This is a genomic window from Pontibacter pamirensis (assembly GCF_010015475.1).
Taxonomy (GTDB): Bacteria; Bacteroidota; Bacteroidia; order Cytophagales; family Hymenobacteraceae; genus Pontibacter; species Pontibacter pamirensis.
Genome location: NZ_ML974110.1, coordinates 1 through 17,474 on the forward strand (window position 1 = coordinate 1; position 17,474 = coordinate 17,474).

At 49.0% G+C, this 17,474-nt stretch carries 12 protein-coding genes; 10 read left to right on the forward strand and 2 right to left on the reverse strand.

Going from position 1 to position 17,474, the window contains the following annotated elements:
* Window positions 1-206: 206 nt before the first annotated feature.
* Window positions 207-518: a hypothetical protein gene (locus E1919_RS00485; protein WP_162051395.1), complete on the reverse strand. Its 312-nt coding sequence runs from the start codon at window positions 516-518 to the stop codon at window positions 207-209.
* 469 nt (window positions 519-987) lie between these two features.
* Between E1919_RS00485 and E1919_RS00490 the strand changes: the two genes are divergently transcribed.
* The 8 genes from E1919_RS00490 to E1919_RS00525 all read left to right on the forward strand — a co-directional run bounded on the left by E1919_RS00490 (window position 988) and on the right by E1919_RS00525 (window position 13,422).
* Window positions 988-1,377: a BlaI/MecI/CopY family transcriptional regulator gene (locus E1919_RS00490; RefSeq protein WP_162051396.1), complete on the forward strand. Its 390-nt coding sequence runs from the start codon at window positions 988-990 to the stop codon at window positions 1,375-1,377.
* A gap of 5 nt (window positions 1,378-1,382) precedes the next feature.
* Window positions 1,383-3,443 (forward strand): M56 family metallopeptidase, encoded by a 2,061-nt coding sequence (locus E1919_RS27250; protein WP_202915823.1) that lies wholly within the window; start codon window positions 1,383-1,385, stop codon window positions 3,441-3,443.
* A 207-nt stretch (window positions 3,444-3,650) separates the two neighbouring features.
* Window positions 3,651-5,483 (forward strand): T9SS type A sorting domain-containing protein, encoded by a 1,833-nt coding sequence (locus tag E1919_RS00500; RefSeq protein ID WP_162051397.1) that lies wholly within the window; start codon window positions 3,651-3,653, stop codon window positions 5,481-5,483.
* Window positions 5,484-6,257: 774 nt separating this feature from the next.
* On the forward strand, window positions 6,258-7,178 hold the full coding sequence (locus E1919_RS00505; protein WP_162051398.1) for a DUF3667 domain-containing protein: 921 nt from the start codon (window positions 6,258-6,260) through the stop codon (window positions 7,176-7,178).
* 22 nt (window positions 7,179-7,200) lie between these two features.
* Window positions 7,201-8,571 (forward strand): dGTP triphosphohydrolase, encoded by a 1,371-nt coding sequence (gene dgt / locus E1919_RS00510; RefSeq protein ID WP_162051399.1) that lies wholly within the window; start codon window positions 7,201-7,203, stop codon window positions 8,569-8,571.
* A gap of 11 nt (window positions 8,572-8,582) precedes the next feature.
* The gene (locus E1919_RS00515; protein ID WP_162051400.1) at window positions 8,583-9,794 is read left to right on the forward strand and encodes a hypothetical protein; all 1,212 of its coding nucleotides are present in this window, start codon (window positions 8,583-8,585) and stop codon (window positions 9,792-9,794) included.
* A 191-nt stretch (window positions 9,795-9,985) separates the two neighbouring features.
* The gene (locus E1919_RS00520; RefSeq protein WP_162051401.1) at window positions 9,986-11,323 is read left to right on the forward strand and encodes a M16 family metallopeptidase; all 1,338 of its coding nucleotides are present in this window, start codon (window positions 9,986-9,988) and stop codon (window positions 11,321-11,323) included.
* A gap of 14 nt (window positions 11,324-11,337) precedes the next feature.
* Window positions 11,338-13,422 (forward strand): M16 family metallopeptidase, encoded by a 2,085-nt coding sequence (locus tag E1919_RS00525; RefSeq protein ID WP_162051402.1) that lies wholly within the window; start codon window positions 11,338-11,340, stop codon window positions 13,420-13,422.
* A 258-nt stretch (window positions 13,423-13,680) separates the two neighbouring features.
* Here the strand turns inward: E1919_RS00525 and E1919_RS00530 are convergent, their stop codons facing one another.
* On the reverse strand, window positions 13,681-14,589 hold the full coding sequence (locus E1919_RS00530) for a DUF72 domain-containing protein (protein WP_162051403.1): 909 nt from the start codon (window positions 14,587-14,589) through the stop codon (window positions 13,681-13,683).
* A 348-nt stretch (window positions 14,590-14,937) separates the two neighbouring features.
* Here E1919_RS00530 and E1919_RS00535 point away from each other — a divergent pair, with 348 nt between their 5' ends.
* Together E1919_RS00535 and E1919_RS00540 are read left to right on the forward strand one after the other, a co-directional pair.
* On the forward strand, window positions 14,938-15,576 hold the full coding sequence (locus E1919_RS00535; protein ID WP_162051404.1) for a septal ring lytic transglycosylase RlpA family protein: 639 nt from the start codon (window positions 14,938-14,940) through the stop codon (window positions 15,574-15,576).
* 238 nt (window positions 15,577-15,814) lie between these two features.
* Window positions 15,815-17,461 carry a TldD/PmbA family protein gene (locus E1919_RS00540; RefSeq protein WP_162051405.1) on the forward strand — a complete coding sequence of 549 codons (1,647 nt, stop codon included), beginning with the start codon at window positions 15,815-15,817 and terminating at the stop codon, window positions 17,459-17,461.
* Window positions 17,462-17,474 lie beyond the last annotated feature (13 nt).

Below are 17,474 nucleotides of genomic sequence, written 5' to 3' on the forward strand. Positions count from 1 at the left end.
TCCCCGCCGCAGGGAGGCTCGTCCCGACGCAAGGCTTGTTTGAATTTCATAGCAGTAAGCAAACTAGTACTCTAGTGTTTAGCTACTTACCAGAACGAAAGTTGCAAAAGACTGGAAGTTATTAGACAGTCTGACGGACGGGTGCATGCGGAGCCTGAAGCGTAGCGAAGGTTGAGCATGCATTGTGTTGTAGGTTGTTGTTTTCTTTATTTTGACTCTCTTTTATGTCTACAGGCAGCACAAAAAGATGCTTTCGATGTTCTATATGGTTTGCCACAGTTTTCACAAGGAGGTCCATACTGAGCGATTCTGTGATGCATGATAGCATTAGGCTCAGTCTCTTCCATTCCTGTTACTTCTTTGTAGTAATCAAGCAATGGTTTATAGCGGGCTTCTCTGGTTAAACCTGGAGTAGTATTTTTAATGCCTTCACTATAAAGCCGATTCGCTATTTCAAATTCCGACTCATCTAACATCGGGACTTCCACTTTGCACCGCCAACAGTATAATTTCTTCATAATTTCAATATCCTACAACTAGCAGCTAAACGGAGTTATTCGGCTTATCTGCATTATGTGTGGAAGTGGTTTTGCCTGTTCTTCTATCGTTTTGTAGTACTTGCTTAGGTTAGAAACCATATCCACAGGTAAGCCAATCCGTTTGGTTAAAAACATGGATTATGACTCCTAAGTAAGCTAATAATATGTAATTCTCCTATATATAAAGCTGTATAAACAAAAAGGCCGGTATTGCCCGGTTCTTCTGCTAAAACTCTTCTGTCATAGATCCTTACTGTAGTCTTATCTATTAACCGTAGTCTTATCTACTAAGGCCCTGTTTCCTATCCTTCTTTTACAGGCCCTCTCCCTCCATAATTCATATCCTTTACTTATAAGTACGAAAATAATCGTATTTAAATTTCATTTTACGAAATCATTCGTATATACTTGTAATGCAGCTTCCGCAGAACTTAATCATCTACAAGCTATGACATTAGAAAAAACACCTAAACCCACAGAGTCGGAATTGGAGATACTGCAGGTGCTCTGGCAGCATGGGGCAAGCACAGTGCGCCTGGTGCACGAGGAGCTGAGTAATGGCAAGGAAGTGGGCTACACGACTACCCTGAAACTGATGCAGATTATGGCAGAGAAAGGCATGCTGGAAGCTGATAAAACAAGCCGTTCCCACATCTACCGCCCCTTACTGGAAGAAGAGAAAACCCAACAGCAGTTGCTGGACCGGTTTATGGATGCGGCTTTCAGGGGTTCGGCAAGCAAACTGGTGATGCAGGCACTCGGTAACAGCAACACATCCAAAGAAGAACTCAACGAAATCAGAAACCTATTAGACAAACTGGAAGGAGGCAAAAAATGAATCAGATGACAAGCTTATTCCCGGAATTACTGGTAAACGCCCTTGGCTGGACGCTGCTGCACTCGCTGTGGCAAGGTGCTTTTATAGCCCTGCTCCTGAGCCTGCTGTTGGTGCTGTTGCACAGGCAAAGTGCTAAAGTACGGTATGCCGTTGCAGGTGGGGCCATGCTGTCGCAACTGTTACTGGCTGCAGGTACATTCCTCTATTACCACAGCCAACCAGAACAGGCTTCTTTATCCGCGACGGCCTCTTTCAAAAGTACAGTTTCAACTACTTATGCAGCAGAACTAGCTGTGGCTCCTGTTCAAGCGCCTTTCTGGTCTGAACAGTTTGCGGTGGCACAGCTATACTTCGAGCAGCACATGCCCCTGCTGGTAACGCTCTGGCTTTTGGGTATGGTGGTAATGGCGATTCGTTTTATAGGAGGTATGGCCTATACCCAACGCCTGTGCCACTACAGAGCCACCCCCTTAGGGACCAGCTGGAAGCAGAAAATGGATGCTATGCGCGAGGCAATGGGTGTGGATAGGGCCGTACGCTTAGTGGAATCTGCGCTGGTGCAGGTGCCAATGGTTGTTGGTTTTGCCAAGCCTGTTATACTTTTGCCGGTAGGTGCTGTCACCGGTTTGTCGCAGGCACAGGTGGAGGCTATACTAGCCCACGAACTGGCGCACATCCTGCGCCGCGATTACCTTGTGAACCTGCTGCAATCGGTGGTGGATATGCTGTTCTTCTATCATCCGGCGGTATGGTGGATGTCGGGGGTGGTGCGGGCAGAGCGCGAGAACTGCTGCGACGACATGGCTGTGGCTGCTTGCGGCGATACACTGACGTATGCCCGTGCACTGGCAGCAATCGAGGCCATGCGCTTACCGGCTGCACCTGCTATGGCTGTTGCTTTATCAGGCAAGCGGGGCACGCTCATGAGCCGCATCAAGCGCCTGGTGGGGCAGCAGTCGCTGAAGCCGACTTTTACCGAGGGTTTTGCCGCAGGCCTGGTGCTGGTGGTGGGGCTGCTGGTGCTTTCTTTTGGAGCTATAGCCGGGCTGAAGCCACAGGCGGACCAGGATTCCACGCTGCTTCAGACTAACACAGCCTACGAAGAAGCTACGGAGACAATGGAAGAGGAGAACACGATCACCAACGATCCCGCAGGTGCTTTTACCTATACCGTGCAGGACTCAACCGGAAGAGCACGTGACATTGTCATCATCAAAAACAAAAAAGGGAAAGTGAAGCAACTGTATGTAGACGGCAAGCGCATCCCGAACAGGTATATAGATGACTACAAGGATCTGGTAGACCAGCGGCTGCAGGCAGTAGAAAATGCGCCAAGGGCAAACCGCAAAGAAGTGGCGCTGCAAATGGAGCAGGCGCGTGCCGCTGTGGCGGAAACACGGCAAAACAGCCAGGGCAATTATACCTTCCAATACAGCTACTCCAACGGCGATAGCTTATTAGTGCCTCCGCCTCCTGCCCCACCAGTTCCACCAGCGCCTCCTGCTCCTGCCGTAGCCCCTGTACCGCCTGTGCCTCCCGTGCCACCTGTAGCTCCCTTAAACGAAGACAGTGAAACATTGAAAGAATATGACCAAGAGCTGAAAGCTTATGAAGCAGAAGTAAAAGCCTATGAGGAAGAAATTAAGGGCTTTGAGCAGGAAATGAAAGGGTATGTTGAAGAACTCAGTGCAAACGGGCAGCTGAACGGACAGCATCATCAGGAATTAGCTGAAAGGCAGATAAAGGAAGCGAAGCGTCAAACAGCACACATGCTGGAAATGACCAAACACCAGGCGGAAATGTCGAAGCAGCAGCAGAAGTTAGCGCAGGAGCACCAGGTGATGGCCAGGCAGCATCAGGAAAACCTGCAGAAGGTAAAGGATGAGCTGGTAAAAGACGGCATCATCAAAAAAGGAGAAGATAACCTGAACATCCAGCTCAATAACGGGGAATTTTACATCAACGGCAAAAAACAGCCGCAGGAAGTTTACGAGAAGTACAAAGAGCTAATGAATATAGATGTAAGCGACTCTTCCAGGTTCAACTTCCAGTACAACAGCAACTAATTTTATAGCTTAATAACACACATTATGCCCGTCAGCTTTTTTTGCTGGCGGGCATTCTTTTATTTTGAACTTTCAGGGTGGGTAGTATCGCTATCTTTAAACTTCATATCCCTATGGGAGGTGTTTTCCGTAAGTATGAGTCGTTGAACTTTTTCAAAACAAAAAAGCCCCTTTTTGTTATATAAATTATGAATTGTACCTGTTTCCATGGATAAATTTTACAGATTGTCTGCTGCACCCCGCATAAAGCCAATGCTGCTGCTCTTCGTGCTGTTACTCTCGTTTTTCTGCACCTTCGCTTCCGATAACCAACATATGATTCCGCTAACACTGCAAGGCCGTATTAGGGCAGCAGAGATGGTAGTGGAGGGCGAAGTCGTATCAAAGCAATCGTTCTGGGATGCGCAACACAAAAACATCTACACCTCCAACATCATCCGGGTGTATAAAGTCTTTAAAGGAGAGGTAAGAAGCGAGCAGGTAGAACTGATTACGGAGGGAGGGACTATAGGCTTAAAGATACATGCCGTGTCTACGGCGCTGCAGCTACGCCCGGGGCAGCAGGGAGTATTCTTCTTAAAGCGGCAACAGCAATTGCCGCAGTCTCCGGGCAATCAGCACATCAGTACAATGGCTTATGGCAGCCAGCAGGGCTTTGTGAAGTATGACATTACGAGCAATAAAGCCTTCGGAGCCTTCGACAGTTATAACAGTGTGCGGGAACTGTACCAGAACATAACTGCGCAGACAGGGCAAAGCTACCACCGCATCTCAGAAAATGAGGCGCTGGATACTAAACCTGACGTAGAGCAGCGGCAACAGCAAACACTAAGCACGAAGCGCGCACCCATTATCACCGGTTTCGAGCCTACTACTATCAGTGCTGGAACAGGAACTACCATCACTATTAATGGTTCAGGTTTCGGGGCTACGCGTGGCGATGGTGCTGTAGAATTTAGGGACGCAGATTTTGGTGGCACCAGATACGTCCGGCCATTGCCCTCGGCCTACATCTTGTGGTCCGATAACCAAATTGTCTTGAATGTTCCCTCTGCCTCTCTGGACGGAGGCACTCCCGGTTCCGGCCCTATTCAGGTTGTAACAGACGACGGCGACACCTTTACCAGCGATACACAACTCTTCATAGAGTTTGCTTACTCTAACGTAGCGTTCGACGGGAAAACGTTCAGGCCCAGGCTTGTTAACAGAAACGGGAAAGGAGGGTACAGCGTACGATTTGCGCCGAGCATGCAAAACAGGCCGGCTGCACAGGAAGGCTTCCAGCGCGCCATGGCCACCTGGTCTTGTGTGTCGGGAGTTAATTGGGAAGTCGGGGCACCCACCACAATAGAAAGCGCCGAAGACGATGGGGAAATTGTTGTTCGGTTTGCCCCAAACAATGTTGTAGGTGACAGTGTGCTGGCAAGAACCATCAGTTATTATGAAGGCTGTATTGGAGGAGCAAACCAGGATACGGTGTGGTATTTAACTGAGTTTGATATGGAGATCAACAGCGACATTGCCTGGCAGTATGGCCCTGGTTCGCCTGTTGGCCGGCAGTTCGACTTTGAGACGGTGATGCTGCATGAGTTAGGCCATGCCCATCAGCTGAGCCACGTTATCATGCCAAGTGCTATTATGCACTATGCTATTGAGTTTCGGAGAGTTATCCGTGACTTGAGCACCGCCGATATTGTAGGAGCTAACCTGGTGGTAGAGAACAGTGTTGGAGAAAACATTTGTGAACCGCCCATGGAGCTAAACGAGGATACGGGATGTAGCATACGTGCGCTAACCGTTTTCCCTAACCCAGTAGATAACAACACTATTACGCTTATTTACACTGTTACGATCGGTAACACAACGCTTCAGGCGCAGCTGTACGACATGGCCGGCAGATTAGTCCGTGCGTATGACATCACCTTTAGTGATACCAACCTGCCTGTAGTGTTGGATGTATCCGAACTGGCCGCAGGTATCTATATTCTGAAGTGGCAGGAGCGTGACAGAGGCGGGCAGGTAAAGCTCCTGAAACGGTAACGTAACATTAAGTCTTTATCTACAGCAAGAGGCGGAACTGCACGAGTGGCTCCGCCTCTTGCGCTACTAGTATACCTTCCAATTTTTGTTTGTCTCCGTATTGTCTTTGCGATCAATGCACTACACTTTAAATCAGGTTTTGGCTATACTAAATTGGCCTGATAAAAGTTTAAGAGGGGATTTTGCGCCTGCCACCTAAGTGTAATACCAACTTGTACAGGTGGCAAGTAAATGGTGAACAAAGCCTGTGTTTGTAACATCTGGGTTACAGCAGCAGTTGTTACAAACCTCATCTTTAAAAAATACTGTTTAAACACAAAAGCAGGCGAAAAACACCTGGGGAAGATGGATTTTCGACTGCTTGTGAACAGAATCTGCAAATCAGGACTCAGGCTGCACATGGAAACAGCTTGCCTCCCGTTGCAGGGGAATAGGTTTTGGAACAGTTTGTTTTCTTTAGCTTGAAAAGGGACTGACGTTATGATTCAAAAGTCCCCCTCTTTTCTTCATAACACAAGGTATTGTAATGCCTGTTTGCAACATGGAATTCAGGCATGATAAACAGCCTTAAAATGTGTTAATGTGCGATTATAGCTCTGATTTCTGTAAAATGTATGCAAAGAATCAGGGTTATGTAACATGATGTTTTCTGAATCTTATTGTTGTGCCATCGAATTTTAGTTGCCCTCAGGTCACACGTGGGCCGATTTGCGTAGCATTATTATCTGTATAAAGCTATATTTGGGAAAGATTACCTCTTTTATACAAAGAGATATGAGAAAAAACAGACGCAAGTTTACCCAGTGCCCTAACTGTGGCTATACCTTTGAGGAAGTAAACAACTACTGCCCGAACTGCGGTCAGGAAAACCACGACCTGAACGTGCCTGTAAAGCACCTGGTGTGGGAATTCCTGGAAGGTACCATACATTACGACACAAAGGCCTGGCGCACCATGAAGTACCTGCTCATTCGTCCGGGACTGCTCACCGAGAAGTTTAACATTGGCCAGCGTGCATCCTATGTTCCGCCATTTCGGTTGTACGTGTTTGTCAGCATCGTTTTCTTTTTTGTGCTGGCGCTAAGCACTAATAATCCCGGTATAAATGTAGATAAAGCAGAAGCGCAGGCTAAGGTGCCGGTGGTACAAGTAAACGACCCTTTAACAGACTCCTTGCTCTACTCCAGTAAACCAACTGCTGCAACATCGGAGGCACAGGCAATTGCAGTTTCTGACTCTGCCGTGCAGGCCATCGAAAATCCTACCTTCAAGACAGCCATCACCAAATTAGTCTCCTTCTCAAAGGATGGCGAACAGGCAAAGCAGAAACTGCTGAAAAATACCTCCTTCATGATGTTTATCCTGATGCCCTTTTTCGCATACCTGCTCTATCTTTTTTATTACAAAAAGCGACGTAATTATGTGGAGCACCTGATGTTTTCAGTTCACCTACACACTTTCTTTTTTGTCGTTATCATTATAGCGACGAGTCTGGGACTTGTTTTCTCTGGCCTTGATCTGGAGGGGTGGGTTGTAGCGCTTATGCTGGTGTACCTGTTCTTTGCCCTAAAGCAGGTATACAAGCAGTCGTATGGGCGAACATTGCTGAAGCTTATTCCAATAAGTATCTTATATTGCCTTACTCTCGTGATTTTCCTGTTAGGCACATTGGCTTTCAGTGTTATGATGAGCTAAACTTTCTCTTTACTTTACCCTTATGCAGCACACCACTACCTGGGACAAACTAATCTCAAAGAAACGCTTTGAAACAACGGACCCGAAGTACAGCACCGACGAATCGGTGCGGGGCGAGTTTCAGCGCGACTACGACCGGATTGTTTTTTCCTCGGCCTTCAGAAGACTGCAGAACAAGACACAGGTAATGCCCATGCCTGAGAGCGATTTTGTGCACACCCGCCTGACGCACAGCCTGGAAGCTTCGGTGGTGGGGCGATCGCTGGGCCGCATTGTGGGCAAGAGCATATTAGAGCGCTACCCGGACCTGGCGCAGGAGAAGCATATACAGGAAGCTGATTTTGGTGATGTGGTGGCTGCCGCCTGCCTGGCGCACGACATTGGCAATCCTCCTTTCGGGCACTCCGGCGAAGATGCCATCTCGGCTTTTTTTGAAAGCGAAACGGCACAGCCATACCTGGCAACTTTAACAGAAGCGGAGAAAGCAGACTTACAGCGTTTTGAGGGCAACGCCGCTGGCTTCCGGGTCCTCACCTATACTTACCCGGCGCACTGCAGCCTGCCGGGTGGCCTTAGCCTGACCTATACTACACTAGCCACCTTCACAAAATACCCGAAGGAGTCGCTGCCTCTTGTTAAAAATACCAGAAACACCAGCGAAAAGAAGTATGGCTTCTTTCAGACAGAGAAGACGTGGTTCAATACCATAGCTCAGGAACTGGGCCTTCTGAAAAAAGGAGTGGACGGAGAGGTGTTCTACCACCGCCATCCGCTGGCCTTTTTAGTAGAGGCGGCCGACGATATCTGCTACCGCATCATCGACTTCGAGGATGGCCTGAAACTGGGCCTGGTGCCGCAGGAACAAGGGCTGGACCTGCTGCGCCAGATATTGGACGATAACCCGAACCGTAAATCCAGTCTCACTTTTTATGACTGGCGCGAGGAAATCGGCTATTTGCGTGCGCGCATTATCGGTAAGCTGATAGAGGAGACGACTACCATCTTTTTGCAGCACGAACAGGAAATATTGCAAGGCGCTTACGATACCCCGCTCATTAACGAGCTCAGCTGTAAACCGGTATTAGACAAGATAAAAGACCTGTCCATCAGGCTGATTTACCAGAACCGCCCAGTGCTGGAGATTGAGGCTGCTGGTTTTGAGGTGCTCGGAGGGCTGTTGGATGCCTGCGTAAAAGCTGTCTTCAGGCCGGAGTCGAAGCACCACCGCAAGCTGGCGGCGCTCATCCCGTCCCATTACCTCGAGTTGCCCGATACAGCCACTGATTACCAGCGCATCATCCACATTACCGATTTCGTGGCCAGCCTCACAGACCAGGCAGCACTGGGCCTGTACCGTAAAATAAAAGGCATTGAGCTGCCACGGATGTATTGATTTAGGCAGCGTTGCAGATAAAACAGGATTATCGTTTTGCGGAAACTGCGCTGCTGTTGTTGTACATAGCGGTTTGTGTGGTTATTCTGTTTAGGGTAAACGTAGAGTCAACTGGTTACCTGACCCCGGATTCAGAAAGTTACCTGCAGTTAGCTCAGAACCTGAAGGATGGTAAAGGCTTTTACCTGTATAACGCGTCTGCTACTGAGGAAACGTTTTTCTCCGTTTGGCCAGTTGGCTACCCTGTGCTCATTTATATTGTTTCGGCAGTAACCAGGCTTGATGTCTTCTGGGCTTCAAAGGTGTTGAACCTGTTGCTGGTGGGATTTGGCTTTCTTCTGCTGCGCCAAATTAACATGAAGTACTCCTATATACTTGCTTCTGCTTACTGCGCCTATACGCTGCTGGAGGTTTACAGCTTTACCTGGTCTGAAGCGCCGTTTCTCCTGGGGCTACTGTGCCTGTGTTATCTGATTAACAAAGCCATACTAGGGGATGATACAACTAAAAACGTACTTCTCTTATTCCTGACCTGCACCTACCTGTTCTTGTTGCGCTATATAGGAGCCTTCTCGTTTAGTGTTCCCGCCCTTTTAGCCTGCTTTTTCTACTATAAGCAGAGGCGCAGAACAGCTACAGAGTTGCTTGTCGTGTTCTTTTTGCTTACAACTATTGCGGGGCTGTACCTGTACATGAACTACTCCCTCAGTGGCCATGCAACAGGCGGCAAACGCTTCGAGGCAGAAACAGAGTCAGCCGGGGCTTTTGCAGGTATGATGGCAGGAGGATTACTCAATGAGCTACTCATCATCCGGAAATTCCGGATGGGCAACCAGCCAGATTACCTCCTTTATTTTACAGCACTTCTCCAACTGGGGGTAACAGTTTTTATTGTAGTGAAAGTTAAAAGGCATTATCATCTGCTGCAGGGGGTAAAAGGCAATACCTTTTCTCTTGTCTGTTTTTTTGTAGCGTTGCTATATCTTGCCGCAATTGTATTTTTGAGGAGCTTCTCCCACTTCGACGATTTGGACTACCGCTTGCTCGCGCCTTTCAGCTTTTTGTTCTGGATTGGTTTAGTAAATGCGCTGGTTTCTTTACCTGATAACACCAGAAACACTGTTCAGGCTAAAAAAGCAGTCTTTGCCTTCTTTATGATTTCTCTGTTGCTGAACCTCCCCAAGCAGTACATACTCGAAAAAGTAATACAGCTGCTATCATAACTTCACAACTCATTCGTCTATAAAAAAGCCTGCTTCATCTGCTTGCATACCATTTTGGCCGAGTCTTGGCCATGACGGCGCGTTTAGACTGGCATCTCCCCTTAATTAGAATTAATTTTATAACCTTTATAACAGCAGGTTTGCCTTCGGCAAGCTTGTTGCAGACATTCTCAAAACAACAAATTCACTATATGAAACACAAGTTCATTGCCTGCCTTTTGTGGTGCGCTACCGGCTTTGCTGCGCTGGCTCAAACCAAAGGCAACAAGATTGAGTTCACGGAGTACGACCTCCCGAATGGCCTGCACGTGATCCTGCACCAGGACAAGTCGACGCCCAACGTGGCAGTGTCGGTGCTATACCATGTAGGTTCTAAAAATGAAGTACCTGGCCGTTCTGGTTTTGCACACTTTTTTGAGCACCTGATGTTTGAAGGAACGGAGAACATTGGCCGTGGCGAGTACAGCTCCCTGGTGCAAAAAGCAGGCGGTGCCCTGAATGCCAATACCTCCTTCGACCGCACGTATTATTATGAGCTGCTGCCGTCAAACCAGGTAGCGCTGGGCCTGTGGCTGGAAGCGGAGCGTATGAAGCATGCTAAAGTAGACGAGGTGGGTGTGGAGACGCAGCGTAAAGTAGTGCAGGAAGAGAAGCGGGAGCGCATCGACAACCAGCCTTATGGGTCTATGGGCGAGAATGTGTTTTCCCTGGCATTTAAAGAACACCCTTACAAATCCATGCCAATCGGTTCTTTCGAGGACCTGAACGCAGCCAGCATTGAGGAGTTCCGCGATTTTTACAAGACGTTCTATGTGCCGAACAACGCAACGCTTTCTATAGCGGGCGACATTAACATAGAAGAAACTAAGCAACTAATTGAGAAGTATTTCGCTGACATTCCGAAAGGAACTAAAGAGATACCGCGCCCTAATGTAGTAGAGCCAAAGCAGACGGAAGAGCGCCGCAAAACGGTGTACGACAACATCCAGCTTCCTGCTGTTATCCAAGCATACCATGTGCCGGAGCAAGGAACGGATGATTTCTACGCCCTGTCTATGCTGACGACGCTGCTGTCTGGCGGTGAAAGTGCCCGCTTGCCAAAAGCGCTGGTAGACAAGCAGCAGAAAGCTGTTGCCGCGGCCTCCATTCCTTTTCCAACAGAAGACCCAGGGTTGTTCCTGACGTTCGCCATCGCCAATATGGGCGTGGAGGTGGATGACCTGGAGCAGGCGATGAATGCTGAGATTGAGCGCGTGAAAACGGAGCCTCTGACAGACCGTGAGTTTCAGAAACTACGCAATCAGGTAGAAAGCAACTTTGTGCAGCAGAACAGCACGGTGGCCGGCCGTGCCGAGAGCCTTGCCAACTACGCTGTATATTTTGGTGATGCCAACCTGATTAACACAGAACTGCAGCGTTACCTGAACGTGACGAAGGAAGACATTCAGCGCGTTGCGAAGGAATACCTGACCAAGAACAACCGTGTCGTGCTGCACTACCTTCCTAAATCAGCTCAACAGAACAACTAAGAATCATCCTGATCATGATAAAGAAATTCTATAGTACCGTATTTCTGGCGCTGGCGCTGGTGTATGTAGCACCGGCACAGACCACACAAACACCGCCACCTCCGGGCCCTGCGCCCAAAATTGAGCTGGGCAAGTATGAGCATTTCACCCTGAAGAACGGCTTAAAGGTATACGTGGTGGAGAACCACAAGCAGCCTGTGGTGTCGATGTCTTTGGTGTTAGACCGGGACCCGATTCTGGAAGGCGACAAAGCCGGTTACGTGCAGGCGGCCGGCCAGATGATGCGTACAGGCACCACGACCCGCAGCAAAGACCAGTTTGATGAGCAGGTAGACTTTATAGGCGCTGATTTAGGCTTCTCTTCTACTGGCTTCAACGCTTCCGCGCTTAAGAAGCACCTGCCAACGCTGCTCGACCTGACCACCGATGCCCTGCTGAACCCAAAGTTCACACAGGAGGAGCTGGACAAGGTGAAGAAGCAGATGAAGGCCAATCTTGCTCAGTCGAAAGACAACCCGGATGCCATTGCCAGCCGCACACGAAACATGGTCATGTATGGCAAAGACCATCCTTACGGGGAGCTGATGACGGAGGAGACAGTGGATAATATTACCCTGCAGGACATCCAGAATTATTACAACACTTACTATAAGCCGAACATCGGGTACCTGGCGGTGGTAGGCGACGTGACGCCGAAGGAGATGAAAAAGCTCCTGAAGAAGCCGCTTCAGAAATGGCAGAAAGGCGATGTGCAGCAGGTTGAGTACCCACTGCCGCAGCGCCCTGAGCAGACGCAGGTCGTGGTGGTAGATCGCCCAAGCTCAGTACAAAGCTCTTTGGTGCTGACAAACCCAGCTGACCTGAAGCCCGGTGCCGAGGATGCCGTTGCGGCCTCTCTGATGAACAACATCCTGGGTGGCGGCATGGACTCTCGTTTGTTCCAGAACCTGCGCGAAACGCATGGGTATACCTATGGAGCCTATTCGTCGGTAAATAGCGATGAAATTCTCGGGCGTTTTAACGCCAACGCCAACGTGCGGAATGCTGTGACAGACAGTGCCGTGACAGAGTTCATGAACGAGCTAAACAAAATCCGCAGCCAGCGCGTGAGCGACGAGGAACTGCGCGATGCCAAAGCTTACATCATGGGTAGCTTTGGCCGTGGGCTGGAGAATCCTGCCACCGTAGCAGTTTATGCTATCAACACTGCGCGTTATGGCTTGCCGGAAGACTACTATGCGAACTACCTGAAGAAAGTGGAAGCTGTAACAGCAGAAGATGTGCAGCGTGTAGCGCAGAAATACATCAACCCGGACAAGATGTACATTATAGCAGTTGGTAACGCCGCTGAGGTAGCGGGCAAATTGCAACCGTTCGACAAAGACGATAACAGCATCGCCTACTACAGCACGACTGGCGAAAAAGTTGACCGTGCGGCAATGGGTGTGCCAGCCGGTTTAACAGCCGATCAGGTGCTGGCAGATTACATCAAAGCCATTGGTGGCCAGGCAAATATCAATAAGCTGAAGGATATCACCATCACCAGTAATGCTACGGTACAGGGTATGGCGCTTACACTGGTGCAGCAGCAGAAAGGAAATGATAAGTTTGCCACACAAATCACGATGAACAACAACCCGCTGCAGCGCGTGGTTATCAACGGAGAAAAAGGTAAAATGGAAGCCCCGATGCAGGGTGTGAACAAGGAGTTTACCAAAGAGGAGCTCACTACGCAAAAGCTGGAAGTAAGCCAGTTCCCGGTGCTGCAGTACTCGAAACTAGGTATCAAAACCAAGTTAACGGGTATGGAGAAAGTAGAAGGCAAAGACGCGTATGCGGTAGAAGTAACGCTGCCAAACAATCAGAAGGCCACGCATTACTTCGATAAAAACACGGGTCTGCGCCTGAAAGAAGTAAACAACCTGCAGACCCCGCAAGGCGTGCTGACGCAAACCAAAAGCTACAGCGACTACAAAGAAGTGAACGGCGTGAAGTTCCCTTACGTAATTGAAACAGTGGTAGGCCCTCAGGCCATTAAAGCTGAGGTGCAGAACATCGAGGTAAACAAGAACCTGAGCGACGATACGTTTAAGATGTAGTTTTTAATTAAATAAAAGACAAAGGACAAAAGACGTAAGACTGGAGTTCTTGTAATAGGGAAAGAGGCTAGCTGCATATGGTTAGCCTCTTTTTTTATGGTTTGAAATTACGTTGTGTATCTAACAACTCTACAGCAGTACTGAACTCGACGGTGCCTTTGAAAGAAGTGGTATTGTATGATGGCACTGCTGTGAGTCAGAAAAGTGAAGTAACTCCCGCGTTATAGATTATAAACCAGTCTCTTAAAGAACAATGCATCAAAACAGCTCCCCCTGCACCGGCTGCACATACTTCTTCGGAGGCTTCAAGTCAAAGCCACATACTTTGTTCAACTGCTGCATGAGGTAAGTGGCCAGTTCCGGAGCCAGCACGTTGTCCGGTTCATGTACAAAAAAGTAGAGCTGGCGCAGTCCGTTGTCAAACCACTGTTTCAGGCGCTCCACCCAGGCGTCGATGCGGGTATAGTCTGTCGGGTGCAGGCCATTGCCTACAAACCGGACCATGGCCGAAGGCGTGGTGAGGCGCATGTGCAGCACATCGCGGCGACCGGCCACATCGGTGAGCACGGTGCCTGCTTTGTACTTCCCCAGCACCTCAAACAGCTCCCGCGATGCTCCACTATCCGCAAACCAGGCAGGGTGGCGCAACTCTACCGTAATCGGTATGCTTTCCGGTACAAACTGTAGGAATGCCTCCAGGTCGGGGAGTTGGCGCGGACTGAAAGTAGGTGGTAGTTGCAGAAAGGCATCCCCTAGCCTGTCCTCCAGGCCTGCAATGGCGGCACAGAAGGCAGCCGTTATATCTTGGGTGCTGCGCAGGGCGGCTTCGTGGCTGATGAGCTGCGGAAATTTAGGGCAAAAGGTAAACCCCTGCGGTACTGTCTGCCGCCAGCGGTCGATGGTGTCGGGGCTGGGAATGTGGTAGTGGGTGCTGTTAAGTTCGATAGTACTGAACTGCTTCCCGTACCACAATAAGGAGTCTTTGTCGTGCATGCTGCTGGGGTATATGTCACCCTTCCATGCCTTGTTCACCCATACCGGTAGGCCAACGTGTACGGTGGGCTTGATATAGGAGCCAGCTTGCTGTAGCAAAGGCAGTGTACTGGGGTGGTTGGGGGGCAGTGTAAAGTCTACGCTGCTAATGTCTTGTAGCTTTCCAAAGTCCATCGTTTCAGGTTTATTTTCCTATACGTTTTAGGTTAGATGAAGGCGGGAAAAAGCAATCCATGCCAGCCTCTTCTGCTCCCGAAAAAGGTAAAAATTAGCCATTCTTTCTGCCGGTTCAATTTTTATTTCAGATTTTTTTTCATTATTTTTTATAGTGTATATTCTATGCTTTTGACACATGAAAAAATGGCCATACGTATCAAAATCGCACATTTTTCTAAATAATGACTTACAGCATCGGTAGCCATTGAAGCCGTATCCCTCTACATCCCAGGGCTATGAACGCCGTATAAGGCTCAATTTGAGAAATTTTGTCTACCTTTACAGCTTCACCAACTAGTTAGCTATATGATTAATAGTAGAAAGTGCTACATTTTATCAGTAATCATTTTTCTATTTATCGGTATCAGCCAGCCCATACTTGCACAAACCCCCGACACCCAAAAGGGGCAGGCTTCGTGGTACGGAAGCAAATACCACGGTAAAAAAACCAGCAGCGGTGAGCTTTACAACAAGAACAAAATGACCGCCGCGCATAAAACACTTCCCTTCGGCACGAAGGTGAAAGTGACCAACCTTGAGAACAACGAATCGGTGATTGTTCGCATCAACGACAGGGGGCCATTTGTAGGAGACCGCATCATTGATGTGTCAGAAGTGGCAGCCCGCGAACTCGAATTCCACAAGGCTGGCATCGGGAACGTGAAAGTAGAAGTGCTGGAACTGCCAGACGACTACAACCCTAAGAACGCAGGTGTCTTCACCATTCAAACGGGAACGTACACCAGCATCAGAAACGCTGAGCAGCTTAGCCATAAACTAAAAGCCTTTGACAGGCACCTGGATGTGGAACTGACAAATGAGCAATTTAGAGGCAAGAAAATACACCGCATCAAAGCGGGGCGTTTCGAGAGCCGCCAGCAAGCAGAAGCTTTTAACGAGCTGTTAAAAGAAGAGGGGCTTTCAGGTCTCGTGAAAGAAGCGTAAACAACACAGTCGAATTTTCTTTATTTAAAAGCAGAAAGCGCAGGAAACTATATCCTGCGCTTTCTGCTTTTAAATAAAGGCTGTTGTTATGCCACCATGTATGAAGTTCTTCACCATATTCATCTATGAAATGATACTGTTGGCAGATAATCAGAAGGGTATTTTTGAAATGCAGCGCCATTTAATTATACTTAGCTACCGAAACGAATGCACTAACCCGTAACTAACAAACATTACCTTGAAAAGAAGAAATTTCCTTGAACTATCGGCACTGGGTTTTGGTGGCTTAATGCTGCCTTCTATCCCTGTGTTCGGCGATATTGTTTCGCCGGAGCGCATGCTGGAGCAGGTAGACCCTGCGCTGAAAAAGCGTCTGGCCGATGTGGCGCTGAATACAGCGAAATCAAAAGGTGCCAATTATGCAGATGTGCGCATTGGCCGCTATTTACAGCAATATATTTTTACCCGCGAAAAGCAGGTGCAGAACATTGTGAATGCAGAGTCTTTTGGCGTAGGTGTACGCGTGTTGGCCAACGGAACATGGGGCTTTGCCGCCACTTCCGATGTGTCGGATAAAGGCGTGGCCAAAGCCGCTGAACAAGCTGTGTCCATTGCCAAGGCAAATGCCAAGCTACAAAAAGAGCCGGTACAACTGGCTCCGGTGCCCGGTTATGGGGAGGTAAGCTGGAGAACTCCTATTGAGAAGAACGCTTTTGAAGTGCCTGTAGGCGAGAAGGCCGATTTGCTTTTAGCCGCTAATGCTGCCGCTATGGACAATGGCGCTAACTTCGTAAACTCTGCCCTATTCCAGGTGAACGAGCAGAAGTACTTCGCCTCAACTGACGGTTCTTATATAGACCAGGACATTCACCGTATCTGGCCAAACTTCACCGTGACGGCAGTAGACAAGGCTTCCGGTAAGTTTAAAACCCGCGAGGCGCTGAGCGCCCCAATGGGTATGGGCTATGAGTACATGAACCCAAAGGCATCGGAGAAAATCAATGGCCCGGCAGGCACTGGCCTGGTGGGTTACCGCTATGCCTATGACATGCTGGAAGATGCTGCGCTGGCAGCCAAACAGGCAAAAGAGAAGCTGACAGCTAAATCGGTGATGGCAGGCAAGTATGACCTCGTACTTGACCCGAACCATTTGGGCCTCACCATTCACGAATCAGTAGGCCACCCGCTGGAGCTGGACCGTGTATTGGGTTACGAGGCAAACTATGCCGGTACCTCCTTTGCCACCCTGGATAAATGGAAGGGCAAGGACTTTAAGTATGGCTCTGACAAGGTGAACATCTTTGCAGATAAAATTCAGCCGGGCTCATTGGGCTATGTAGGCTGGGATGACGAAGGTGTGAAGACGAAGAAGTGGGACTTGATTAAGGACGGTACACTGGTAAACTATCAGGCCATCCGTGATCAGGCGCACATTATCAACGAAAAAGAGTCTCACGGTTGCTGCTACGCCGACAGTTGGAGCTCTGTGCAGTTCCAGCGCATGCCGAACGTTTCGCTGGCACCGGGCAAGGAGAAAAAGAACGTAGACCAGCTGATTGCAGGCGTAGACAAAGGCATTTACATCGCCGGCCGTGGCTCGTACTCTATCGACCAGCAACGTTACAACTTCCAGTTTGGTGGCACCACCTTCCACGAAATTAAAAACGGCAAGATTGTAGGTCCACTGGAGGACGTGGCGTATCAGAGCAACACCCAAGAATTCTGGAACTCCTGCGCCGATATGTGTGACGAGAGTGACTATCGCCTGTTCGGCTCCTTCTTCGACGGAAAGGGACAGCCCAGCCAAATCAGTGCCGTGTCACATGGCTCTGCCCACACCCGCTTCAATGGTGTGAATGTGATCAATACGGCGCGTAAGATTTAGTCTTTTCACCTTC